The 22,984-nt window shown below is 48.9% G+C and carries 22 protein-coding genes, 6 tRNA genes and 1 other RNA gene; all 29 read left to right on the forward strand.

The window, feature by feature from the left end; genetic code table 11:
• The first annotated feature begins 17 nt into the window (after positions 1-17).
• The 29 genes from GXO76_14220 to GXO76_14360 all read left to right on the forward strand — a co-directional run bounded on the left by GXO76_14220 (position 18) and on the right by GXO76_14360 (position 22,979).
• The gene (locus tag GXO76_14220) at positions 18-371 is read left to right on the forward strand and encodes a hypothetical protein (protein ID NOY79011.1); all 354 of its coding nucleotides are present in this window, start codon (positions 18-20) and stop codon (positions 369-371) included.
• Positions 372-1,799 (forward strand): glutamate--tRNA ligase, encoded by a 1,428-nt coding sequence (locus GXO76_14225; protein NOY79012.1) that lies wholly within the window; start codon positions 372-374, stop codon positions 1,797-1,799. It begins immediately after the preceding gene.
• A 7-nt stretch (positions 1,800-1,806) separates the two neighbouring features.
• A tRNA-Gln gene (locus GXO76_14230) sits at positions 1,807-1,877 on the forward strand.
• A gap of 17 nt (positions 1,878-1,894) precedes the next feature.
• Positions 1,895-1,968 (forward strand) — tRNA-Arg (locus GXO76_14235).
• 17 nt (positions 1,969-1,985) lie between these two features.
• Positions 1,986-2,061, forward strand: a tRNA-Glu gene (locus GXO76_14240).
• Positions 2,062-2,064: 3 nt separating this feature from the next.
• Positions 2,065-2,141: transfer RNA gene (locus GXO76_14245), tRNA-Arg, on the forward strand.
• A complete protein-coding gene (tadA, locus tag GXO76_14250; protein ID NOY79013.1) occupies positions 2,141-2,614 on the forward strand; it encodes a tRNA adenosine(34) deaminase TadA in 474 nt (157 codons plus the stop codon). The genes GXO76_14245 and tadA overlap by 1 nt, the downstream gene beginning before the upstream one ends.
• Before the next feature lie 53 nt (positions 2,615-2,667).
• A tRNA-Ser gene (locus tag GXO76_14255) sits at positions 2,668-2,753 on the forward strand.
• Positions 2,754-2,759: 6 nt separating this feature from the next.
• A tRNA-Ala gene (locus tag GXO76_14260) sits at positions 2,760-2,832 on the forward strand.
• A 46-nt stretch (positions 2,833-2,878) separates the two neighbouring features.
• Positions 2,879-2,978, forward strand: an RNA gene (gene ffs, locus GXO76_14265) — signal recognition particle sRNA small type.
• A gap of 64 nt (positions 2,979-3,042) precedes the next feature.
• Positions 3,043-4,803 (forward strand): DNA polymerase III subunit gamma/tau, encoded by a 1,761-nt coding sequence (gene dnaX, locus GXO76_14270; protein NOY79014.1) that lies wholly within the window; start codon positions 3,043-3,045, stop codon positions 4,801-4,803.
• Positions 4,804-4,820: 17 nt separating this feature from the next.
• Positions 4,821-5,159 (forward strand): YbaB/EbfC family nucleoid-associated protein, encoded by a 339-nt coding sequence (locus tag GXO76_14275; protein NOY79015.1) that lies wholly within the window; start codon positions 4,821-4,823, stop codon positions 5,157-5,159.
• Positions 5,160-5,165: 6 nt separating this feature from the next.
• Positions 5,166-5,765, forward strand: a complete 600-nt coding sequence (gene recR / locus GXO76_14280; GenBank protein NOY79016.1) for a recombination protein RecR — start codon at positions 5,166-5,168, stop codon at positions 5,763-5,765.
• 20 nt (positions 5,766-5,785) lie between these two features.
• On the forward strand, positions 5,786-6,412 hold the full coding sequence (pgsA, locus tag GXO76_14285; protein NOY79017.1) for a CDP-diacylglycerol--glycerol-3-phosphate 3-phosphatidyltransferase: 627 nt from the start codon (positions 5,786-5,788) through the stop codon (positions 6,410-6,412).
• Between the two features lie 126 nt (positions 6,413-6,538).
• Positions 6,539-6,988 carry a phosphatidylglycerophosphatase A gene (locus GXO76_14290; protein ID NOY79018.1) on the forward strand — a complete coding sequence of 150 codons (450 nt, stop codon included), beginning with the start codon at positions 6,539-6,541 and terminating at the stop codon, positions 6,986-6,988.
• Positions 6,988-8,235, forward strand: coding sequence for a competence/damage-inducible protein A (locus tag GXO76_14295; GenBank protein NOY79019.1), 1,248 nt, complete (start codon positions 6,988-6,990; stop codon positions 8,233-8,235). Before GXO76_14290 ends, GXO76_14295 begins: the two co-directional genes overlap by 1 nt.
• Positions 8,236-8,265: 30 nt before the next feature.
• Entirely contained in the window at positions 8,266-8,826 is a 561-nt protein-coding gene (gene thpR, locus GXO76_14300) for an RNA 2',3'-cyclic phosphodiesterase (GenBank protein NOY79020.1), read from the forward strand.
• A gap of 30 nt (positions 8,827-8,856) precedes the next feature.
• The gene (gene recA, locus GXO76_14305; protein ID NOY79021.1) at positions 8,857-9,897 is read left to right on the forward strand and encodes a recombinase RecA; all 1,041 of its coding nucleotides are present in this window, start codon (positions 8,857-8,859) and stop codon (positions 9,895-9,897) included.
• Positions 9,898-10,045: 148 nt separating this feature from the next.
• Positions 10,046-10,720: a hypothetical protein gene (locus tag GXO76_14310; GenBank protein NOY79022.1), complete on the forward strand. Its 675-nt coding sequence runs from the start codon at positions 10,046-10,048 to the stop codon at positions 10,718-10,720.
• Between the two features lie 27 nt (positions 10,721-10,747).
• Positions 10,748-11,236, forward strand: coding sequence for a YeeE/YedE family protein (locus tag GXO76_14315; GenBank protein NOY79023.1), 489 nt, complete (start codon positions 10,748-10,750; stop codon positions 11,234-11,236).
• Between the two features lie 11 nt (positions 11,237-11,247).
• Positions 11,248-11,787 carry a YeeE/YedE family protein gene (locus tag GXO76_14320; GenBank protein NOY79024.1) on the forward strand — a complete coding sequence of 180 codons (540 nt, stop codon included), beginning with the start codon at positions 11,248-11,250 and terminating at the stop codon, positions 11,785-11,787.
• A 296-nt stretch (positions 11,788-12,083) separates the two neighbouring features.
• The gene (gene alaS, locus GXO76_14325) at positions 12,084-14,702 is read left to right on the forward strand and encodes an alanine--tRNA ligase (protein ID NOY79025.1); all 2,619 of its coding nucleotides are present in this window, start codon (positions 12,084-12,086) and stop codon (positions 14,700-14,702) included.
• A 191-nt stretch (positions 14,703-14,893) separates the two neighbouring features.
• Positions 14,894-15,619, forward strand: coding sequence for a geranylgeranylglyceryl/heptaprenylglyceryl phosphate synthase (locus GXO76_14330; protein NOY79026.1), 726 nt, complete (start codon positions 14,894-14,896; stop codon positions 15,617-15,619).
• 35 nt (positions 15,620-15,654) lie between these two features.
• A complete protein-coding gene (locus GXO76_14335) occupies positions 15,655-16,458 on the forward strand; it encodes a hypothetical protein (protein NOY79027.1) in 804 nt (267 codons plus the stop codon).
• Positions 16,455-17,054 carry a D-sedoheptulose 7-phosphate isomerase gene (locus GXO76_14340; GenBank protein ID NOY79028.1) on the forward strand — a complete coding sequence of 200 codons (600 nt, stop codon included), beginning with the start codon at positions 16,455-16,457 and terminating at the stop codon, positions 17,052-17,054. Before GXO76_14335 ends, GXO76_14340 begins: the two co-directional genes overlap by 4 nt.
• 2 nt (positions 17,055-17,056) lie before the next feature.
• Entirely contained in the window at positions 17,057-18,265 is a 1,209-nt protein-coding gene (locus GXO76_14345; GenBank protein NOY79029.1) for an O-antigen ligase family protein, read from the forward strand.
• A gap of 34 nt (positions 18,266-18,299) precedes the next feature.
• The gene (locus tag GXO76_14350; GenBank protein ID NOY79030.1) at positions 18,300-20,402 is read left to right on the forward strand and encodes a VWA domain-containing protein; all 2,103 of its coding nucleotides are present in this window, start codon (positions 18,300-18,302) and stop codon (positions 20,400-20,402) included.
• Between the two features lie 7 nt (positions 20,403-20,409).
• Positions 20,410-21,732, forward strand: coding sequence for a GTPase HflX (hflX, locus tag GXO76_14355; protein ID NOY79031.1), 1,323 nt, complete (start codon positions 20,410-20,412; stop codon positions 21,730-21,732).
• Positions 21,733-21,779: 47 nt separating this feature from the next.
• The gene (locus GXO76_14360; protein ID NOY79032.1) at positions 21,780-22,979 is read left to right on the forward strand and encodes an amidohydrolase; all 1,200 of its coding nucleotides are present in this window, start codon (positions 21,780-21,782) and stop codon (positions 22,977-22,979) included.
• The last annotated feature ends 5 nt before the right edge of the window (positions 22,980-22,984 follow it).

Genomic DNA, 22,984 nt, shown 5'->3' on the forward strand with positions numbered 1-22,984 from the left:
AACAACTTCGAGAACGTATGGATTATGAGCTAAAACATATCGATGCCTGGTCCGTGGCAAAAACCCTTTTTGTTATTTTTCTGATTTTGGGTTTTCTGCTGGGCATTTTATACGTGCTGCTCCTGGCGGGTATTTCAAATATTGCGGGCAATTTCGGGAGTGAGTTCGGTTCGGAAATCCCGCACATGGGCGGGGCCTTTTTGTTGTTTCTCTCTGTTTTTATGGCGGTTTTTATCGCTGTTCTCTATGCAATTATAGGGGCAATTTTTGCGGTTTTGTACAATATTCTGGTCGGATGGATTGGCGGCATTAAAGTTGAGTTGGAAGGAGATGAGAGTCAGCTATCATCGAAGGAAGAAATTGTAGGGTAAATGGATAATTCTCAATCGGATATTCGAGTTCGTTTTGCACCAAGCCCAACCGGTTATCTGCATATTGGCGGGGCGCGGACGGCAATTTTCAATTGGCTGTTTGCCCGAAAAACAGGTGGAAAATTCTTCCTTCGAATTGAGGATACAGATCGGGCCAGAAGTTCTCAGGAAGTAGTTGATGCGATCTTTGAAAGCCTAAATTGGCTGGGGCTGAATTGGGACGGTGAACCTTGGTACCAATCCCGGCGCTTTGATATTTATCGGAAATACGCGGAAGAACTTGTTCAAAAACGAAAGGCTTATCACTGCTATTGCGGAAATGATGAAAGCTCTGCCGCGTCGGAAGACCCCTCCGAACAGAATAAATGCCAGTGTTACTTGTTGACGGTAAAGGAGAAAGAAGAACTGGACCGGAAGGGGGTTCCACGGGCCGTTCGATTCTGGGTTCCCGATGGCACAACCGTCGTTGACGATCAGGTTTACGGCTCGATGGAATTTAATAATTCCGAAATTGAGAATTTTGTCATTCTGCGTTCCGATGGAATTCCAACCTACCATCTGGCGATGGTTGTGGACGATCATGATATGGGAATTACCCATGTGATTCGCGGTGAGGATCATATTTCGAATACGCCGAAACACGTTTTGCTGTATCATGCACTGGGTTGGACGCCCCCGCAATATGCGCACGTTCCGTTGATTTTGGGGGGAGATAAAAAGCGCCTCAGCAAACGCCACGGCGCTGCTTCGGTAATGGAATATGCCGAAATGGGAATCCTGCCGGAGGCCATGGTAAATTATCTCGCACTTCTGGGATGGTCGCCCGGAAACGATCGGGAAATCTTCACGATTCCTGAGCTCATTGAGGCGTTTTCAATTAGTGGTATTTCACGGAAAAGCGCCATTTTTGATCCTAAAAAACTGGAATGGGTCAACAGCGAACACCTGAAAATTTATCCGACGGATAAACTGTTGGAAAAGGTGCTGCCCTCGCTTCTGGAATCGCATCTCATTACCGATTTCGATGCGGAACGAAAAGTACCATATCTGCTTGACGTGCTGGATCTTTTTAAAAATCGAATGAAAACCACCAGGGATTTAGCCAAATATGGCCGATATTTTTTTAAGGATCCGGACAGATATGACGAAAAAGCTCTTCAGAAATATTGGGAGGGCCGGGAAACAAAAGAACGGCTGAAGAAGTTAAAGGATCGACTGGCTTCTCTGGAAGACTTTAAAGCCGACAAAATTGAAGAGGTTACACGATCGTTGGCATCGGAGATGGAAGTGCCGGCGGCAAAATTAATTCACCCGATGCGGATTTTGTTGACAGGGTTTTCGGTTAGTCCGGGGCTGTTTGAAATGATGGAGGTGTTGGGTAAAGACACTTGCATTCGGCGAGTTGAGCGGGGTTTAAAGGTGTTGTAGGGATTACTGGGGAGTCGTCTAATGGCAAGACAGCGGACTCTGGATCCGTCGATCGGGGTTCGAATCCCTGCTCCCCAGCATGTTTTTTCATGTGTGCGCCCATAGCTCAACTGGACAGAGCATCTGACTTCGGATCAGAGGGTTGGGGGTTCGAGTCCTCCTGGGCGCACAAGATGTACACGATTTGGCGCATTCGTCTAGTGGCCTAGGACGCTGGCCTCTCACGTCGGTAACACGGGTTCGACTCCCGTATGCGCCGCCATTTGCGCCCGTAGTTCAACTGGAAAGAACACCTGACTACGGATCAGAAGGTTGGGGGTTCGAGTCCCTCCGGGCGCACCATGATGAGTACCAGAGATGAAACCGTCCACACGTACTGGATGGGCAAAGCCTTGGAAGAGGCCGGAAAGGCTTATGATGAAGGGGAGGTTCCCGTAGGGGCGGTGGTTGTTTGGGAAAACCGGATCATTGGACGGGGACACAATCAAACGGAAGCGTTGCAGGATCCCACCGCTCATGCAGAAATTCTGGCGATTACAGCCGCCGCAAGCTTTTTGTCTTCATGGCGCCTTGAGGGAGTTTCGTTGTATGTCACGTTAGAACCGTGTCCCATGTGTGCAGGCGCCATTGTTAATTCAAGAATACCTACATTGGTTTTTGGGGCATTTGATCCCAAACGGGGCGCCTGTGGATCACTCTACAATATCGTACAGGATGAGCGGCTTAATCATCGGGTGCAGCTTATTTCGGGGGTGTTGGCTGAAGAATCCTCGGATTTACTTCGGCAGTTTTTTAAGGAGCTCAGAATATTCTGAGCGAAGGTATCCGGATCAGAAAAGACGGGTAGGTTTTAGAAACAGATCGGTTTGGAGAGGTGTCCGAGCGGCTGAAGGAGCACGCCTGGAGAGCGTGTGTACCCTCCGGGTACCGTGGGTTCAAATCCCACCCTCTCCGCTATTTGGGGCAGTAGCTCAGCTGGGAGAGCGCTTCCCTCGCACGGAAGAGGCCGGCGGTTCGAATCCGCTCTGCTCCACAAAATCCTAAAACAACACTGGAATTTGCCATCGGCTTTGATCAATGGGCAAGTCCTCCGCAATGGGAAGGTGCTCAACTCCGTCAGGACCGGAAGGGAGCAGCGGTCGGCATTCGGACCATGTGCCGGAGGGGTGCTTGCCCATTGATTGAAGCCGGCAAGGGTTTAAAAATTCCGGATGTGAATTGTCTGCATTAAAGAATACAGCCTATGGCCTATCAAGTTCTGGCGCTTAAGTGGCGTCCATCATTATTTGAACAGGTGGTGGCACAAGACCATGTCACCCGCACCCTCCAAAATGCAATTTCGAGCGGCCGAATTGCCAATGCCTATCTTTTCTCCGGGCCAAGAGGGGTTGGGAAAACCACAACAGCCCGTATCTTTGCCAAAGCGTTAAACTGCAAAGAGGGCCCCACACCCACACCCTGTAATACCTGCACAAATTGTTTGGAAATTGCCGGCGGGCGGAGCATGGATGTCATTGAAATTGACGGCGCCTCAAACCGGGGTATTGACGAAATTCGGAACTTGCGGGAAAATATCCGGTATGCCCCATCCAACAGCCGATACAAAATCTATATTGTTGATGAAGTCCACATGCTCACCACTGAGGCCTTTAATGCCCTTCTGAAAACCCTGGAAGAGCCTCCCCAACATGTGGTTTTTATTTTCGCAACAACCGAACCCCACAAAGTACCGGCTACCATTCTGTCGCGCTGTCAGCGTTTCGATTTCAAGCGCATTCCTCTCCAGGTGATTATTGATCATTTAAAATTCATCTGCGAAGATGAAAAAATCGGAATCGACGAAGAATCGCTTCTGGTTATCGCCAAAAAGGCAGATGGGAGTATGAGGGATGCACAAAGCCTTCTGGATCAGATTATCTCCTTTTCGGGTGAAACGGTTGTGATTGACGATGTGCTTCAGGCGCTCGGCGTTATTCAACAGGACCTGTATTTTGAATTTACGGACATTGTAAAATCCCAATCCATTAAAAAAGCGCTTGATTTTATCGATAGATTTATTGCGCAGGGCTACGACATTTCAGGCTTCTTGATGGGTTTGGTGGAACATCTTCGAAACAAGCTGTTTGTTCTGTCGATGAATTCGACGAAGCTTTTGGAGGTCTCCGAAGCCTCAAAAACCCGGTATCTGGAAGAAAAAGATCAGTTTTCCGAAGAGGACCTGCTGCGATTTATTCAAGTCATCTCCGAAACAGAAGCCACCATCAAACGAAGCTCAAATCCGCGGCTAAAGCTCGAAATCATGGCCGTGAAATTAATTAAAATGGATCGCTCCGTAACCATTTCCGATTTGGTGGAAAAGATTTCAAAAATAGGTGCGGGCAAAAAAGGCGCTTTACTGACGGGTGAATCCCACAATCCGCCTCCCAAAGTGCCGGATTTTTTTGGCGGAAAGTCTGCACCGCCGCCTTCTAAGGTTCCACCACGCATGGCTCAGCCTCAAAAAGCCGTCAGGCCCGTGGAAGCAGAGGGATCCGGAAACCAGCTTCAAAATGAAGGAGGCGAAGAAACAGATGAACCCTCGTCTTTGCGGGTGGGGGATTCGGCGGAATCGTATTCCGCGGCACCTGTAACGGACCTGAAAGAAATTCAAAGCCGGTGGAACGAAATTCTGGAGGCTGTCAAACGAAAAAAAATGACACTTGGCTTTTTTTTGCAGGAAGGATATCCGATAAAATTGACGGGAAACACTCTGGAAATTATGTTCGATAAATCGAACGGTTTTCACCTAAATGCCGTTCAAAAAGAACGGGATATTCTTACACAGGTATTGGCGGATTTACTGAATCAGACGTTTTCTTTGAAATTTAGCAGGGGAACGCTGGACGCGGCTGCTCCGAAAGCAGGGGCATCGGATGAACCGGCACGGGCTGCTCCGGTAAAAAAAAATGGTCTTGACCCGAAGGTACAAAAAATTTTACAAATGTTCGATGGTGAATTGTTGTAAACTGGAGGATAGAATCAATGGCAAAGCCCAATTTATCCGCTTTATTAGGGCAAATGCAAAAAATGCAGGAGCAATTGCAGAAAGCTCAGGAAGAATTAGAAACAATTGAAGTTGAGGGAAGCTCCGGCGGCGGGATGGTTACCGTTCTGGCAAACGGAAAGCGCGAAATTAAGCGAATCCAGATCGACCCGGAAGTGGTTGATCCGGACGATGTTGAAATGTTAGAGGATTTGATTGTAGCGGCTGTAAATCAGGCTCTGGAAAAGGCCGAACAGGCCGCCAATGACCATCTCAATCAAACCACAGGCGGAATGTTGTCCAATCTGCCCGGTGGTTTTAAAATTCCGGGATTTTAGTCAGGAATGCAGTTTTATTCGTCGGAATCGCTTGAAACCCTGATTAGTGAGTTTTCGAAATTGCCCGGGATCGGGCGCAAATCGGCCCAGCGGTTAGCCTTTTACCTGTTGAAGCAGTCCCGGGAAGAGGTTGCTGCCCTTGCACAGGCCCTGATCGACGTAAAAGACAAGACGCGGCTGTGCTCCGTCTGTTTTAATATTACGGAGATTGATCCCTGTCCGATCTGTCGGGATGTTTCCCGTGACCATGCCACTATTTGTGTGGTTGAAGAAGCGAACGACATTTTGGCGATTGAAAAAACGGGCATGTACCGGGGTGTGTATCACGTACTGGGCGGGGTGTTGTCGCCGCTGGACGGAATCGGGCCGGAAAATTTGCGAATAAAGGAACTGCTGTCGCGGCTGACGGAGGAGGTTCAGGAAATTATTCTGGCCACCAACCCGGATGTGGAAGGAGAGGCCACGGCACTTTATCTTCAAAAGCTGATCAAACCGCTCGGGAAAAAGGTGACCCGGCTGGCAAGAGGCATTCCTGCCGGGAGTGATCTTGAATTTATAGATGAACTGACGCTTTCGCGTGCCCTTGAAGGGCGAAATGTTTTGTGACTTGAGTGATAGGGAAGAGCGTGTCGTTGCTTAATGCTACACCAAATCAATTGTCGATTATTCGTATCATTTTAACCCCCTTTTTTGCATGGACATTCCTTACCGACAACCTTCATTGGAAAATTGTTTCTGCCGTTATTTTTACAATTGCCGCAATTACCGATTGGTACGACGGCCATGTGGCCCGCAAATACGGGCTCACCAGCATGTGGGGGCGATTTCTGGATCCCCTGGCCGATAAAATTCTGGTTCTGACCGCCTTCTTTGTCTGTGCCTTTGCCGGCGAAATTTCCTTCTGGATGGTCTGGGTCATTGTGATTCGCGATGTTCTGGTGACCGGATTGCGGTGGTATGCCATGTTCAAAAAACAGCCTATTCGCACCTCCTACACGGCCAAGGCAAAAACAACCAGCCAGATGGTCACACTTTTTGTCCTGATTGCGTATCCGATCATGGTGGATTTTGCGAATCGGGGTGTCATTTGGCTGGCCGGAATTGTCCGCGTTTTCGAATCACTGGCCATTATTGACATCCTGATGTGGATTGTCGTTCTTTTAACGGTTTTGACGGGCGTTCAATATTTGATTGAAAATAGGGGACATCTGAAAACGCTGTTCTGGGATGTCTTTCATGTATTCGGTACATAGAATCGGGTCCGGTTCCGTGGCCAAACACAGAAAGCAGACGGGCTGATCAAACGGCCGCCAATCCGTCTCCGGTGAGGTTGCCGCCGGCAAACCATTGGTCTCATTAAAAATAACCGGGAATTCCTTATGAAAACATGGATCGCCAAATTCTTATCGACAACAGCTTTTACCGGATTGTTTCCAATTGCTCCCGGAACCGTGGGAAGCCTGGTCACCCTTGCCCTCTTGTGGTTTCTGCCGCCCCTTTCTCCCTCCCTTCTGCTGAGTGCCGCCCTGATCGTATTTTTGGTTGGAATCTGGAGCTCGGGCATCACCGAAAAAGCCATGGGAAAAGAAGATCCCGGATCCGTTAACATCGATGAAGACCTTGGGATGTTGATTTCACTTGTTGCCCTGCCCAAAACGGTTCTCTGGTGGGGAGCGGCTTTTTTGATTTTTAGATTTCTGGATATTACCAAGCCCTGGCCGGCTAAACAGTCCCAGGCCCTGGGCGGAGGGTTGGGCATTATGATAGACGATGTTATTGTCGCTGTTTACACCAATCTTCTCTTACAGCTTGTGCGGGTGTTTTTCTGATGAAAGCAGAAATCCTTACCATTGGCGATGAAATTCTACTGGGCCAAATTGTCAACACAAACGCGACCTTTATTAGCCAAAAGCTGGTCCAGTTAGGCGTAGATCCCCGGTGGATTACGGTAGTAGGGGATTCGGAAACAGAAATCCTCGATGCACTAAAAATTGCCTTTACGCGGGCGGACGTTCTGGTTGTTACCGGCGGACTCGGCCCGACCCACGATGACATCACCAAATATGCTGTGGCAAAATTCTTCAACTCGCCCATTGTCTTCAACAAGGACCTTTTTGAGAGACTGCGCAAAGGCTTCGCGGAACGAGGATGGGTCATGCCTGCCGTGAATCGGAATCAGGCAGAGGTGCCGCAGAAGGCGACGATTCTTCCCAATCCGATCGGAACGGCCCCCGGGCTTCTTTTTGAGGAATCGGGAAAGGTTTGTTTTGTCTTGCCCGGTGTTCCGGCGGAAATGGAACGGCTCATCCAGGATTCGGTTATTCCCTTTTTGCGTACCCATTCTTCGTCTGAAAAGAGCTGCCTTTCCTACAAAACCCTTCGCACGACCGGCATTTCTGAATCCAGATTGGTGGAAAAACTCGGCGATCTTCAACCGATTCAGCAGCTTGTCAGAGTGGCGTTTCTTCCCCATTACTACGGCGTAGATTTGCGGCTAACAGTCAGGGATTCTTCAAAAGAGGCCTGCGAAAGAAGGCTTCGTAAGGCGGAACGTCTCATTCGCAGCAGGATTGATTTGTACATTTACGGAGAGAATGATGAGACTCTCGAACAGAAAGTGGCCGAACTTTTGTTCAAAATGCACGCCACCATAGCGGTGGCCGAATCGTGCACGGGGGGGTTATTATCCCATAAACTTACAAACGTTCCGGGAAGCTCCGCCTATTTTCTGGGGGGAGTTGTTGCTTACAGCAATTCGGCCAAAATGGCGGTACTGGGTGTTCAGGCCGAGACCCTTCGTCAATTTGGTGCCGTCAGCGAGCAAACGGCAAAAGAAATGGCAGAGGGGGTAAGAACCCTTCTGGGAGCAGATTTTGCCCTTTCCACAACGGGAATCGCCGGCCCAACCGGAGGGACAAAAGAAAAACCCGTTGGATTGGTGTTCATCGGTTTTTCCGATGGCACAACGACTACGGCAAAAAAATTTATTTTCTCCAACGATCGTCTGGCAAATAAGGAACGCTCATCCTACGCCGCCCTTGAATTCCTCCGCCGTCACATACAAAAAATTATTTGATAATAGTAAATTAATTATTTAAATTATTAAATGATTCGGTCATTTATTGCAATTGAAATTCCCGATTTTATTCGGTCTCACATTGCCGATCTGCAGGATGAAATGCGCCGGTTTCATGCCCATGTGAGTTGGGTAAACTCCGGAAATATTCATGTCACACTGAAATTTTTGGGTGACATTCGGGAATCGCTTGTTCCGCAGATTGGAGATGTGCTGGGTGAAATTTCTTCTCACACGCGTCCTTTTACCATTACAATTGAAAACCTGGGATTTTTCCCGAATGCGAAGCGGCCACGGGTGTTGTGGGTGGGAGTGACGGACCGGCAGCAGCTCAAAACTCTCTACAACGAAATCGAAGACGGCCTGTCTCACCTGGGTTTTAGCCGGGAAAAAAGAGGTTTTACACCCCATCTCACCATTGGCCGCGTCCGACATCCCGGCGGAATAGAGGAGGTGGTTGCCCGAATGCAAACCCTCTCTTTTCAACCGGGATCGTTTGAGGCAAAAGAGGTAGTGCTGATCAGAAGCACTTTAAAGCCCACGGGGGCTGTCTATAATCCCCTTGGACGATTCGAATTTAATGGGGACTGAAATCACTTAAATAACCCTGGAAGGAAGAACATGGCAAACGAAAAAGAGGAAAAGTTAAAGGCGTTAGATTTGGCGATTTCTCAAATTGATCGCCAGTTTGGAAAAGGCTCGATTATGCGTCTGGGAGCCGATCGGGTGATTCCGGATATTGAGGTCATTCCGACGGGCTCCATTGCATTGGATGCAGCTCTTGGTGTGGGCGGAGTTCCACGGGGCCGAATTATCGAGATTTTCGGACCGGAGTCCTCCGGAAAGACCACATTGTCACTTCATATCATCGCGGAAGCGCAAAAGGCCGGTGGACTGGCTGCGTTCATCGATGCCGAGCACGCTCTGGATGTCAAATACGCTCACAACCTGGGTGTGGATACAGATAACCTGCTCATTTCGCAGCCGGATACGGGCGAGCAGGCCCTCGAAATCACGGAAACCCTGGTGCGGAGCGGCGCCCTGGACTTGATTGTGGTCGATTCTGTTGCCGCGCTGGTTCCCCGGGCAGAGATTGAAGGTGAGATGGGGGATGCCCAGATGGGACTTCAGGCCCGGCTCATGTCGCAGGCCATGCGTAAACTGGCGGGAGCAATTTCAAAGGCCAAAACCAGCGTCATCTTTATTAATCAGATTCGCGAAAAAATCGGCGTGATGTTTGGGAATCCCGAAACCACCACCGGTGGGCGGGCGCTGAAATTTTACACCACCATCCGAATGGATATTCGGCGGATCGCATCGTTAAAAAGCGGCGACAGTATTGTGGGTAACCGCACGCGCGTGAAGGTGGTGAAAAATAAGGTAGCTCCGCCGTTTCGGGAAGCGGAGTTCGACATCATGTACGGCACAGGCATTTCCCACGTGGGAGAACTGATTGATCTGGCTGTGGAGAAAAAAATCATTCAGAAAAGCGGGGCCTGGTATTCCTACGGAGACGAAAGACTGGGACAGGGGCGCGAAAATGTGCGGATGTTCCTCAAAGAAACGCCTGAGATGTTGAAGGAAATTGATGAAAAAGTCAGGCGGGCTCTGGGCCTTATTCCCGAAAAAGAGGGGGAAACAAAGGCACCCGGCGCAGAATAAATTCCTGTTGCTTTCAAACAGGATTTGCTTGAAACAGGGTCTGAACGAAAACACCATGTGCACCTGATGGGTTGCCGGCGCAAGGTGTATGGGCACATTCACCGATCTCCGGAAACTTTGCAGCACCAGTAGTCATTCACGACGCATTGTGTTTCGTTCGGACACGAAACAGGGCCTTTCGTTGGAAGATCATTTAAAAAAAACCATTACGAAAATAGAACAGCAAAAGGGACGCAAAGATCGTGTCTCTATTTTTTTAAATGGGGAATTTGGTTTTGGGATTCACCAGAATTTACTCATCGATTTGGATTTATTTCGCGGCAAAAGTCTGAGTGAAGAAGAAATTACTGAAATCCTGAAAACCGAAGAACGTGCCTCTGCCAAGGAAAAGGCGTTTCGTTGGTTGTCGTACCGGAGCCACAGTCAGAAGGAAATTGCGCAGAAGCTGCAGCGGGCTAAATTCAGCCAGGACACGATTGAATGGACACTCGCGGAACTTAACAGGCTGAAATTTCTGGATGATGAAGGGTTTGCGCGGATGTACGCGCACGACCGGCTGCTCAAGCGGCCCATTGGCAAGCGGCTTCTTAAACGGGAGCTTCAGCAAAAGGGCATCAACCCGGAAACGGCGGATCGGGTTGTGGAAGAGGCCTATTCGGAAAAATCAGAGGCGGAGCTGGCAGAGACTCTTTTGAAAAAAAAGGCACGGGCGTATGCCCGATTTGAGCCTCAGAAGGCCCGTCAAAAGGCGGCTAATTTTTTGGCCCAGCGGGGATTTGGCTGGGACGTCATTTCGGAAGCGCTTGAAAAATTTAAAACATGAAAATCACCCAAAGAAAGAGAGGTAGGAATGAAAAACCGGTTGTCCTGGTTTGGAGCCGGCGTCTTGCTGGCTGTTCTGAATCTGATCGTGTTTGCACGGGTTGTTACCAATCGGCCGATAGGTGCGTCAACCACGTATCCGTACCTGGCTGATCTATTGGCTGGTTTAAAAAACAGCGCCTATTTTTTGAAAATTCAAACGCCGGGGCACTGGGAGATGATTTTCCTGCTGGGTGCTTTTTTGGCCGGATTGGTGGCCTCTCTCGCATTTGGTGATTTTAAGCTCACCTCCATTCACGAACGCTGGAAAAAACACAAAGGCGATTCCTCGGCCGTTCGGCTGATCTGGGCCTTTGTGGGCGGATTTATTCTGATTTTTGGCGCCCGGATGGCCGGCGGCTGCACCAGCGGACACATTCTGTCCGGCGGAATGCAGATGGCTGTCAGCAGCCTGGTTTTCGGCCTGTTTGTCGTGGTCGGGTTAATTGTGACGGGAAAAATCTTTTATAAAAAATAGAGGATTTCAAAATGTTTCTGACGATTTTAATTTTGGGATTTTTGTTTGGTTTGATTTTACAGCGGGCGCGGCTGAATACCTTTGACACAATCGGCGGATTTGCCATGTTGGAAGATTTGACGGTCGCAAAAGCCTTGTTGGTAGCCGTCGGCGTGGGGGCTATTCTCTTAAGCCTTGAAATCTGGTTGGGATGGGCCTCCTTTCATGTCAAGCCTCTGATTGTGGGCGGGGTGGTGGCAGGCGGTTTGATTTTCGGTGCCGGAATGGCGATTTTGGGCTACTGCCCGGGAACACTGGCAGTTTCGCTCGGCGAAGGCGCGATCGACGCCTTTGTGGGCATCCTGGGGGGTCTGTTTGGCGGATTGGTTTTTACCTGGCTTTTTCCCGGGATGAAATCGATTCTGGGTCCCAATTTGGGAAAACTTTCGATCGGCAGCCTTCTGGGAGGGCATCCGGCCGTCAATTTTGTTGCGGCGCTGGTTGTGGGAGGTGTTTTCATTTGGTTTGCATTTTACCTGGATGGAATCGAAAAAAAGCGGATAAAAAATTAATGTTCATTTATTTGATTGATTTTAATCCCTAAAATTTTATATTTTTTAAACAGTTGTTTTTGGCCTGAATAATTCATTAGCCACAAAGTCACGAAAACACAAAGGTATAATAAATAAAAAGATAAATAAATATTCATTAAAACAGAAAAACATGCAGGACGAACTGAGTTTCAAATAACCAATTATTCTAATCGGTATAACCTTCGTGATTTAGGGTCTTCGTGGCGAAAATTTATGAATAATGCAGGTTGAGAAGAGAAAACGGTTTTATTCATGAGAAAAGGATTGTTGTTTTTATGAATTCAAAGGAAATTCGTCAGTCGTTTTTGGATTATTTCAAAAGCAAAGATCATAAAATTGTTCCCAGTGCACCGGTGGTTCCCATCGATGATCCCACCCTTCTGTTTACAAATGCCGGAATGAATCAATTCAAGAAGATATTCCTGGGATTGGAGAAACCTGACTATCCGCGTGTGGCCGATTCTCAAAAATGCATTCGCGTCAGCGGCAAGCACAACGATCTGGAAGAGGTGGGGAAAGACACCTACCATCACACCTTTTTTGAAATGCTTGGAAACTGGTCGTTTGGGGACTACTACAAAAAAGAGGCTATTGCCTTTGCCTGGGAGCTTCTCACGGAGGTGTGGAAACTTCCGAAGGAAAAGCTCTGGGTCACCGTGTACAAAGACGATGACGAAGCGGAGCAACTCTGGAAAACAACAACCGATGTGGCCGCGGGCCAGGTCCTTCGATTTGGGGAAAAGGAGAATTTTTGGGAAATGGGTGAAACCGGTCCCTGCGGTCCGTGTTCTGAAATTCACATCGATCTGGGTCCCGGGCACTGTGACAAACAGGGCGTGCCGGGGCACGTGTGTCAGGTAAACGGGGATTGCAGCCGTTACATCGAGCTCTGGAATCTGGTTTTCATCCAGTATAATCGACAGGAAGACGGAAGCCTGAACGAATTGCCGTCCCGGCATGTGGACACCGGAATGGGTTTCGAGCGAATTGTGGCGGTTTTACAGGGCGTCCCTTCCAATTACGACACCGATTTGTTCCAGCCGATTATTCAGGCAATCTCTGAGCTTTCTGGTGTGGCGTATCCGGGTCCCGATGGCGGTGTAGCACACCGGGTAATTGCAGATCATGTGCGCGCCCTCAGCTTTGCGATTGCCGATGGGGCCCTGCCGTCTAACGAAGGGCGCGGCTATGTACTCAGGCGTATCCTCCGGCGGGCCGCCCGCTACGGACGCAAGCTGAACATGAAAGAACCATTTATTTACAAACTGGTTCCTGTTTTGGTAGATGTAATGGGCGAGGCGTATCCGGAATTACGGGAAAAACACCAGTTTGTGTCCATGGTAATTCAATCGGAAGAAGAAAGCTTTGGAAATACGCTGGATCGCGGGATTGAAATCTTTGAAAAAACAGCAGCCGATTTGAAAAAGAATAACCAGACCCAATTTCCCGGATTTGCTGCCTTCCGTCTGTACGACACCTACGGATTTCCTCTGGACTTGACCCAGCTGATGGCTGAAGAACAGGGCCTTACGGTGGATTACGAGGGTTTTGAGAAGGCCATGGCGGAGCAGCGAAAACGAGCCAAAGAGGCCCAAAAATTTAGGTACGAAGCGCACGAGTTTTTCAAAGAAGGAGAAACCAGTCCCCACTCCGAATTTGTCGGTTATGAAAAATTAAAAGAAACCGTTCATCTGGTTGCTTTTTCTGGAAATGAATTTCTCCTGGACAAAACCCCGTTTTACGGAGAGTCCGGCGGCCAGGTGGGAGATACGGGTGTGGTTTACACCCCGGATGGGCATTTCAGGGTGAGGGTTGTGGACACCCAGAAAAGCGGAAATATGATTATTCATATTGGCAAAATCGAGCGCGGAAGTTTCGAAGATGTGAAGAACAAAGAGCTTATTGCCGAAGTTGACCGCGAGCGGCGGAAATCTATCGCCAGAAATCACACCGCCACCCACTTGCTTCACAAGGCCTTGCGAACCGTTCTCGGAGGGCATGTTCACCAGGCGGGTTCGCTGGTAGCTCCCGATCATTTGCGCTTCGATTTGACGCACTTCGAACGAATTGCCGCGGAACAATTGGATGAAGTTGAGCGCCTGGTCAATGAAGCCGTTCGGGAAAATTACAGGGTGGAGGTTTTAACGCTTCCTTACAATGAGGCGAAAAAACTCGGAGCAGTAGCCCTGTTTGGTGAAAAATACGGGGATATTGTGCGGGTTATAAAAATTGACGACTACAGCATGGAATTCTGCGGGGGAACACATCTTAACTTTACCGGAGAAATTGGCTATTTCCGGATTTTGTCTGAGTCCAGTGTGGCTTCCGGCGTGCGCCGCATTGAGGCGGTTACGGGAGTGGCGGCCGATGAACTGCTTCGCCGGGAAAAACACGAGTTGGAGGCGTTACGCCAGAAATTGGCCGCCACAGCGGAGGATTCCGTTCAGCGGTTAGAACAGGTCCTTCAGGAGAAAAAGGCTCTGGAAAAGGAGCTTCTGAATGCCCAGCTCAAGCTTGCCCAAACTGAATTGGACAGCCTCGTTCAACAGTCCGAAGAAGTGGATGGTTTTAAAGTGGTTGCCAACCGCCTTCCTGTGGGAACCGTGGGCGAGCTGAAGCAGATCGGCGATGTGCTGCGCAGCAAATTAAAATCCGGTGTGGGTGTACTGGGGTCTGAAATTAATGGCAAACCGTTTCTCCTCTGTGTAGTAACGGATGATTTGATCCAAACAAAGAAACTGAAAGCAGGGGATGTGGTAAAGCGCCTGGGAAAATACATTGGCGGCGGTGGCGGCGGCAATCCAAGAATGGCTCAGGCGGGCGGAAAAGATGTGAAAAACCTGGATAAAGCTCTTCAGAAAACACGCGATGTTGTTCTGGAATTGCTGGGATAGTTTGACAATTAATTTAGAGGAAAGAGGATTTGCCGCAGAATAATGAAAGGCCTATAAATTTCGTTTAGGCCCTGCAGTAAACTTGAGCCCAGAGGGTTTTAGAATGAAAGAAAGAATTTGAATTCTTAACATTTAATCGTGAGCAAATGGCTTGATAACGAGGCAGGAAATTGACAAGGACCTACGAGAAGCTGTTAAAAATATGTGAAGACAGGGGGGCTGGCTATTTTGTGCTTTTTGATCCGGATAACTATGCTCGGGATAAAGTGGGTGAACATGCAGCTCTGGCGGAAGAGTCCGGTGTGGATGCCATTCTGGTCGGAGGAAGCCTTCTTTTCGACAATCACTTCAACGCGTTTATCAAAAAGGTGAAAGAATACACGCACCTGCCGGTTATTATTTTCCCGGGAAGTTCCCGGCAGATTTCCCCGTATGCGGATGCCATTTTGTTTCTGTCCCTGATCAGTGGTAGAAATTCCAACTACCTGATCGGTGAACAGGTTATTGCCGCCCCGATTATTCGGGCGTTGAAACTGGAACCCATTTCTACCGGCTATGTTCTGGTGGAATCGGGGAATACAACCACGGTGGAGTATTTGAGCGGAACCCGTCCCATTCCCCGCAACAAGGCCGAAATCGCGGTCGCCCATGCTCTGGCGGCCGAGTACCTGGGGATGAAAATGCTCTATTTTGAAGCGGGAAGCGGGGCAGAATTTTCGGTACCCACGGACATGATTCAAGCCGTTTCAGACCAGACGCGTTTGCCGATAATTGTTGGCGGGGGTATCCGGACTCCGGAAGAAGCTCATGAAAAGGTTCAGGCTGGGGCCTCTTTCATTGTAACCGGAAATATCCTGGAGAGAAAGCATGACCCGGATTTACTCCATGCGTTTTCCGATGCGGTCCACAAAGTGTAAACCCTAAAAGAGAGATTGCAGAAAGCGGTTTTTTTATGATTATTGATATTCACTCTCATATTCTTCCGGCCTATGACGACGGCGCAATGGATGAGGAAATGACGCGGAAAATGCTCCATCAAGCCTTTGAAGGCGGAACCCGGGAGATTGTTTCAACCTCTCATATTTTGAGCAATGCGGATTATAACCGGCAGTCTGAAATTTTCGAAAAATTTGAACGGGTGAAAAAAATTGCGCAGCAAGACCATCTGGACATGAAATTTCATCTGGCATCGGAAATTTACATGCACCCGGATACCGTTGTGGACCAGCAAATTTCAACGTTCAACAACAATAGAAAATACATGTTGGTGGAGTTCTCCCTTCGCACCATTCCGGAATTTGTTCCGGAAATGCTTTTTAATTGGGTCATGGCCGGTTACCAGCCTATTTTAGCCCATCCGGAACGGAACCTGAAGATTTTTAATACACCGGCCTATGCGTACAAATTTGCTCAAATGGGGGTTTTGCTTCAAATGAATGGCGGAAGCCTTTTGGGGATTTTTGGGGAACGGGCGAAAACCGTGGCTCACGATTTAATGGATCACAATCTCATTCATTTTATTGCCAGTGACGGCCACAATGTGGATTCCCGTCCCATTTTTCTGGGAGATGTGTTCCAGTATGTGGCTGACCACTGGGGAGAAGACCGGGCCGTGGAGCTGATGGAAACAAATCCGCGAAAAGCCATTCGAGCCCAAAAAATTGACATCCCCGAACCGATTCCGTTTACCGAAAACACGAAAAAACCCAATAAAATTCGAAATTTCTTACAAAAATTAGGATTGAGCAGCACATGACATCTGAATTTGAAAATCGATTTGCAGAGCTGGCCCGAACCCAGTTGAAAGCGAGTGCAGAAACCAAATTGAAAATGGTTGACGCCTGTCTTCCGCAGATTTTGGAAGCGGGATACGAAATCGCCAGTCGCCTAAAATCCGGGGGGACGCTGTTCCTTTGCGGAAACGGCGGCAGCGCAGCCGATTCTCAGCATCTGGCTGCAGAACTGGTTAGCCGCCTGCGAATGGAACGGGCGGCCATTCCGGCGCTTGCCCTTACGACCGACACGTCCGTGCTGACGGCCATGGCCAATGATTACGATTACACCCAAATCTTTTCGCGACAGGTAGAAGCGTTTGGGAAAAAGGGGGACATTCTTCTGGGAATCAGCACCTCTGGCGGCTCCAAGAATGTCATTGAAGCCATGAAAATGGCACAGGAAAAGGGGCTGTACCGCATTGGTTTGTTGGGAAAGGACGGCGGAAAATTACGGGATTTTGTGGACACCGCAATTATTGTTCCCAGTTCCGACACGCAGCGTATTCAGGAAGGGCACATTACCATCGGCCACATTTTGTGTGACATTGCTGAACAGTTTCTCTTCGGGGGTAAATAAAGGTGACATACGCTTCGGCAGCGAAAAAACCGGTACTGCCCTCAAATGTGTGGGATAAAATCGGTCTGTTTTTCCTGTATGTCATGGCCTTTTTTATTCCCTTTTCAATTGCCGGGGAAGAAAGCGCCTATGCACTTTTGGCACTCGTCTGGCTTTTTGTCTGGGCAAAAAACAGAAAACTGCCAGCCTTTAAAACGGAATTGGAACGTCCTCTTCTGGTTTTGGTCCTGATTCTGATCGTAGCGTCCGTTTTTTCGATTCACCCCGCTGAAAGCTTTTACAATTTGCGCAAGCTCTTTTTTATCCCGCTGATTTACATCCTGCCGGCTTTTATTCGGACAAAGGAACGCCTCTGGCGCGTGGTCCACATCATGCTGCTGATGGCCCTCCTTACTGCGGGATATGGCATTGTCAAATACCTTGTCACCAGCTGGACGAAAGTAATTGCCACGCAGTCCACAACAATGACGTGGGGCGCGCTGTCCGTGTTTTTTGTGCTTTTTTGGGTGGGACTGCTGGTCGGGATTCCCTCAAAAAAATGGAAGGTGGCCTACGCACTGGCGGCACTTCCTCAGTTGGTGGCACAGGTTTTTTCCTACGTCCGCGGATCGTATCTTGGGCTGTTGACCGGTCTGATTGTTCTGGGGTGGATTCGGAGCCGCAAGCTGATTGTGTATTTTCTGATTTTTCTGGTTGGCATCTACTTTCTGTTTCCGGGATCCATCCACCACCGGGTGAAAAGCATTACGAATTTGAAGGTGCACAGCACTCAGGTGCGACTGACCCAGTGGCGGGATGCCGTACCCATGTTAAAAGATCATCCCATTGTGGGTTTCGGCTGGGTGGATTTGGGCGACATCCATCGGAAATATGCTCCGCCCGGAGCCGATCTCACAGACGGTGCCTACACCATCGGCCACTTTCACAACAATTTGGTTATGATGGCCATGATTGCGGGTGTGCCGGGTTTGGCCGCCTTTATCTGGTTGTTTATTTGCATTCTGGTTGTCCTTTACAAGAATTATGCCCGAATTCCGGAGAGCAAGGCTTTTCTAAAATCCGTAGCCGTCATTGGGTTCATTTCGGTGGCAGGGTTTCTGATTAACGGGCTTTTCGACTGGCTTTTTGGAGATGAAGAAGTCTTTATTCTTCTGTTTTTTACAATAGGCCTGGCGATCAGTGCCTATCGTATTCATTTTTCGGGGGAATGAGTTCATTTTTGTTTTATGAGGAAATGCCGCGACGATGTTTGGTTTTTTGAATAGCTCTATCCTGATAGGTCTTCTGGCCGTTACGCTTCCGTTCCTTATCCATTTGTTGAACCGACAAAAAACCAGGAAGGTGGAGTTCAGTTCACTACGGTTTCTGAAAATGCTCCAGCACAAGAAGATGCGCCGGATGAAACTCCGCCAGTGGTTGTTGCTTATTTTGCGCGCGTTGATTATTGCCATGCTTGTACTGGCCTTTGCGCGTCCGACCATTAAAACGCGGTCCTTTTTACTGAAGGGTTCCAATGTTCGGACGACGGCCGTCATCCTTTTGGATAATTCCATGAGCATGGGGACGGATACGGAACAGGGACAGTTGTTCCAATTGGCCCGGAAGGCGGCCCTCAGAGTGGTGCAAAATCTCCAAGATGGAGACGAAATCGTGCTTTTGTCTCCGACTCCCGAACCCGCACTTCATCTGAAGAAAAATTTCTTTTCGGTTTCGAAAGTAAAGGATATTTTGAAGAAGGAACCACTGACCGCGTATCCGGGGAAAATGGGAGAGGCCATTCGGGAAGCGGTCGGAATTCTTCAAAAATCAATAAATCCCAATAAAGAGTTGTACATCATTTCGGATTTCCAGCGTTCCAATTTTCCAAAGGCGTTGAAGCCGCTTCAAACGTTTCCCGATATTCGAACCTACATTTTCTTTTTGAAAACGACCACACAGCCCAACCTGGGTTTTACGGGGGTAAAACTGCTTGATCAAATTATTGAGCCGGGACGCCCGGTAAAATTCCAGGCAAGCGTAAAAAATTACGGCAGCGAAAATGCTCCCGATCGTCTGGTGCAGGTTTTTCTGTCGGGGAAACGCGTAGCGCAGAGCAGCCTTTCGCTGGATGCACAGGCAACTCGGCCGGTAATTTTTGGCGTAACCCCTGAGACCAGCCGCTTTCAGGAAGGCAAGGTGGAAATCGATGATGATCCGCTTTTGCAGGACAATGTGGCCTATTTTACATTTTTTGTGCCGGATAAAGTGAACATTTTGTTGATTGGGTCCCCCCAGGAAACACGGTTTGTACGTTTGGCACTTCTGCCTAAGAAAGAGCAAAAAACGATATTTACAATTACGGACGTTGCCACCTGGAATCCGGCAAGGATTTCGATCGACGACAAGCAGGTTGTAATTCTTGTGGATCCTCCGCCGTTTCAAGCAGTCCAGCGGGATCGCCTCCGGCGTTATCTTCAAAATGGAGGCCGCCTGGTGTTTATTCCGGGAGCCGCAATGGATCTCAAATTGGTGAATGAAAATTTTCTGACGCCGCTGGAACTACCCGTTTTCAAAGAAACAATCGGCCGCCCGGCTCAAACACACTCGTTCCTGAGCTGGGGGAGTATCGACTTCAACCACCCGATATTTCAGGGGATGTTTCGCGAGAAAAAGCCCGTAATTGATTCGCCGCATTTTTATCTGGCCCTGAAAATGGATCCGACAAAGAAGAGCAAGGAAATCATTCAATATCGAAACGGCTTCCCGTTTCTGATGGATTGTCCGGTGGGAAAAGGACATGTTTTTTTATTCACAAGCGGGGTTAATCCGGAGTGGTCGGACTGGGCTTTTACACCCATTTTTGCACCGCTGATGTATCGAACCGTGAGCTATTTGTCTTCAATGGGAAATTTGCAGGCGGTGGCGCACAAGGTAGGCGAGCCGATTGAATTCTCCGTGAATGAAAGCGATCAGCGAATCGTCATAAAAAAACCGGATGGAACGGAAGTTGATGTGCGGCCGGTTTTTCGAGGGGGGAGCGGTCTGGTTACGTTCAGGAATACCGATGAGCCGGGAATCTACACCCTGTTTGAAGGACGGGAAAAAAAGAAGACCTGGGCGGTTAATACGGATCCCGTGGAATCAAATTTGGAACAGCTTACCCCTCGCGAAGTTAAAAAAATACTGGGGAAAAATGTGTGGGAATTGTCTCTCAATGGGAATTTTTCTCAAAAGATCAAGGAATCGCGTTTTGGAAGAGAACTGACCCCCTATTTTCTCTACTTAGCATTTATTTTATTGGTGTTGGAAATGATCCTGGCGCGTACGACACCGGGAAAGAACGATCAAACAAAGGAGGAATTGCCCTAAAAAATTTATGAAAATCTTGCATTCAATCCAACAGGAAACACAAAAAGCGCGCGAAAAAGCCGTCTTGGTGGGAACGCGTGCGCCCTTCCAGCTGCGCTGGGAGGTGGAAGATTATATGGATGAACTGGCTCTGCTGGCGGATACGGCCGGCGCGGATGTGGTGGGCCGGATGATACAGGACCGCCGAAGCGCCGACCCCACGTACTTTATTGGAAAAGGAAAAGCATCACTGCTTTCGAGTCTGGTTTCACAGTTGGAGGCAAACCTTGTGATTTTTGATGATGATCTTTCTCCTGCTCAGGTTCGCAATCTGGAAAATGTAACCCATGTGAAGGTTCTGGATCGAAGTGCGCTGATCCTGGATATTTTTGCCCGGCGTGCAAAAACACGGGAAGCACGAACCCAGGTGGAACTGGCACAGTTGCAGTACTTGCTGCCGCGGCTTACCCGCCGCTGGACGCACCTCTCCCGACAGGAGGGCGGAATCGGTACCCGCGGTCCGGGCGAAACCCAGCTGGAAGTGGACCGCCGACTGATTAAAAAACGCATCTCTGCATTGTCCGATGAACTGGAGAAAATTGAAAATCAGCGAAAAACCCGGCGGAAGGGCCGCAAGGAGGTCTTTAAGATTGCACTGGTCGGTTACACGAATACCGGAAAATCGACCCTGTTGAACATCCTTTCGGGTTCGCACGTAACCGTTGAAAACCGGCTGTTTGTGACCCTGGATCCTACCGTTCGATCGGTTCGGCTGAACCCGCGGCAAAAATTGCTTTTGATTGATACGGTGGGTTTTATTCGCAAATTGCCGCACCATCTGGTGGCCTCTTTTAAAAGCACGCTCGAGGAAACCACCTCGGCCGATATGCTGCTGCATGTGGTCGACATCAGTCATCCGCAATTTAGGGAACAGATTGCCACGGTTAAGCACGTGCTTCAGGAGTTGGGGATCGGCCAAAAACCGGTGCTTTTTGTTTTCAACAAAGTCGATCTTTTGGAAGACCGCAAGCGGATTGCGTACGTGAAGAAACATTTTCCCAACAGCGTTACGATTTCTGCCGTCAGGGGCATCTTTTTGAACGACCTGCGTCAGAAACTGCTCTCTTTTATTGAAGAACAATTCTACGAAACGGATGTCTCCGTCGATCCGGAGAGCAAGGACATCATTTCCGATATTTATCGGGAAACGGTGGTTTTGGGAAGTGATTATGTGAACGGCGATCTGGTGTTGCACGTTCGCGCCCGTCATGGCCAGATTGAAGCCATCTGGCAGCGAAATCGGGAAAGGGGCTCGTCCGATCTTGAAACGGTTGCCCTTAACGAAAACTAAGGATAGAAGCTTTCGGAAGGCTGCGTGGACCATACAAAGGAAAAAATATGACGACTGATTTAAAGAAAGCAATCAAACAATTTGTACAGGAGCTAACCCCCAAACTGATCGAAATTCGCCGGCATATTCACGAACATCCGGAGTTGTCGTACCAGGAGTACGAAACAATGGAGTATGTTTCGACGATTTTATCCGATTATGGTATTCCTCATCAGAAAGGTGTGGCCAATACGGGAGTAGTGGCTCTCGTCGAAGGTGAAAAGCCGGGGAAGGTAGTTGCCATACGCGCGGATATGGATGCCCTGCCTATTGAGGAAAAAAATGATGTGCCCTACAAATCGCAGAATCCCGGAATCATGCATGCGTGCGGGCACGACTCCCACACAACCGTTGCTCTGGGAGCGGCCATTATACTCAATCATTTTAAGTCCCACATCCAGGGAAGCGTTAAATTCATTTTTCAGCCGGGTGAAGAAAAAAATCCCGGTGGGGCTTCCCTGATGATCAAAGCCGGTGCGCTGGAAAATCCCAAAGTGGACATGATTTTTGGACTGCACAGCGATCCCCGTTTCCGCCCGGGGGATATTGGCTATCGCTACGGGGCCATGATGGCGGAGCCCGACGAAATCCGCATCAAAATAAAGGGGAAAAGCGGTCACGGAGCCGCTCCTCACCTTACGGTGGATCCCATTGTCATCGCGGCCGAAGTGGTTATGGCTCTGCAAAAAATTCCAAGCCGAATGGTGGATCCCAATGAAAAAATTGTGGTGACCATTGGGAAAATCGAGGGGGGCCATGCGACAAATGTAATTCCGGATGAGGTGAACATGCTGGGAACGGTTCGGACACTGAACCCCGAAATCACACAACAGATTCCTGAAATGATGGAACGGATTTTGAAGGGAATTACCAGCGCCTATGGGGCCGATTACGAATTGAAATACGATTTCGGTTACCCGGTTTTGATGAATGATGAGTTGGCCACGGATATTTTGGTCGAAGCGGGGAAAGAATTTTTGGGGCCGGAACACGTCAAAGAGGTGCCTAAACCCAGCATGGGCGGCGAAGATTTTTCATTCTATTTGCAAAAGGTTAAAGGTACATTTTATCGATTGGGTACAGGAAATCCGGAAAAGGGAATTACCGAATACTGGCACAATTCACGGTATAACATCGATGAAGACGCTTTACCCGTGGGGGCCGGATTTATGGCCTATCTCGCATTGAAAACACTTCAAAACTTGTAGGGACT

It is taken from the genome of Calditrichota bacterium (genome assembly GCA_013151735.1).
GTDB lineage: Bacteria > Zhuqueibacterota > JdFR-76 > JdFR-76 > BMS3Abin05 > BMS3Abin05.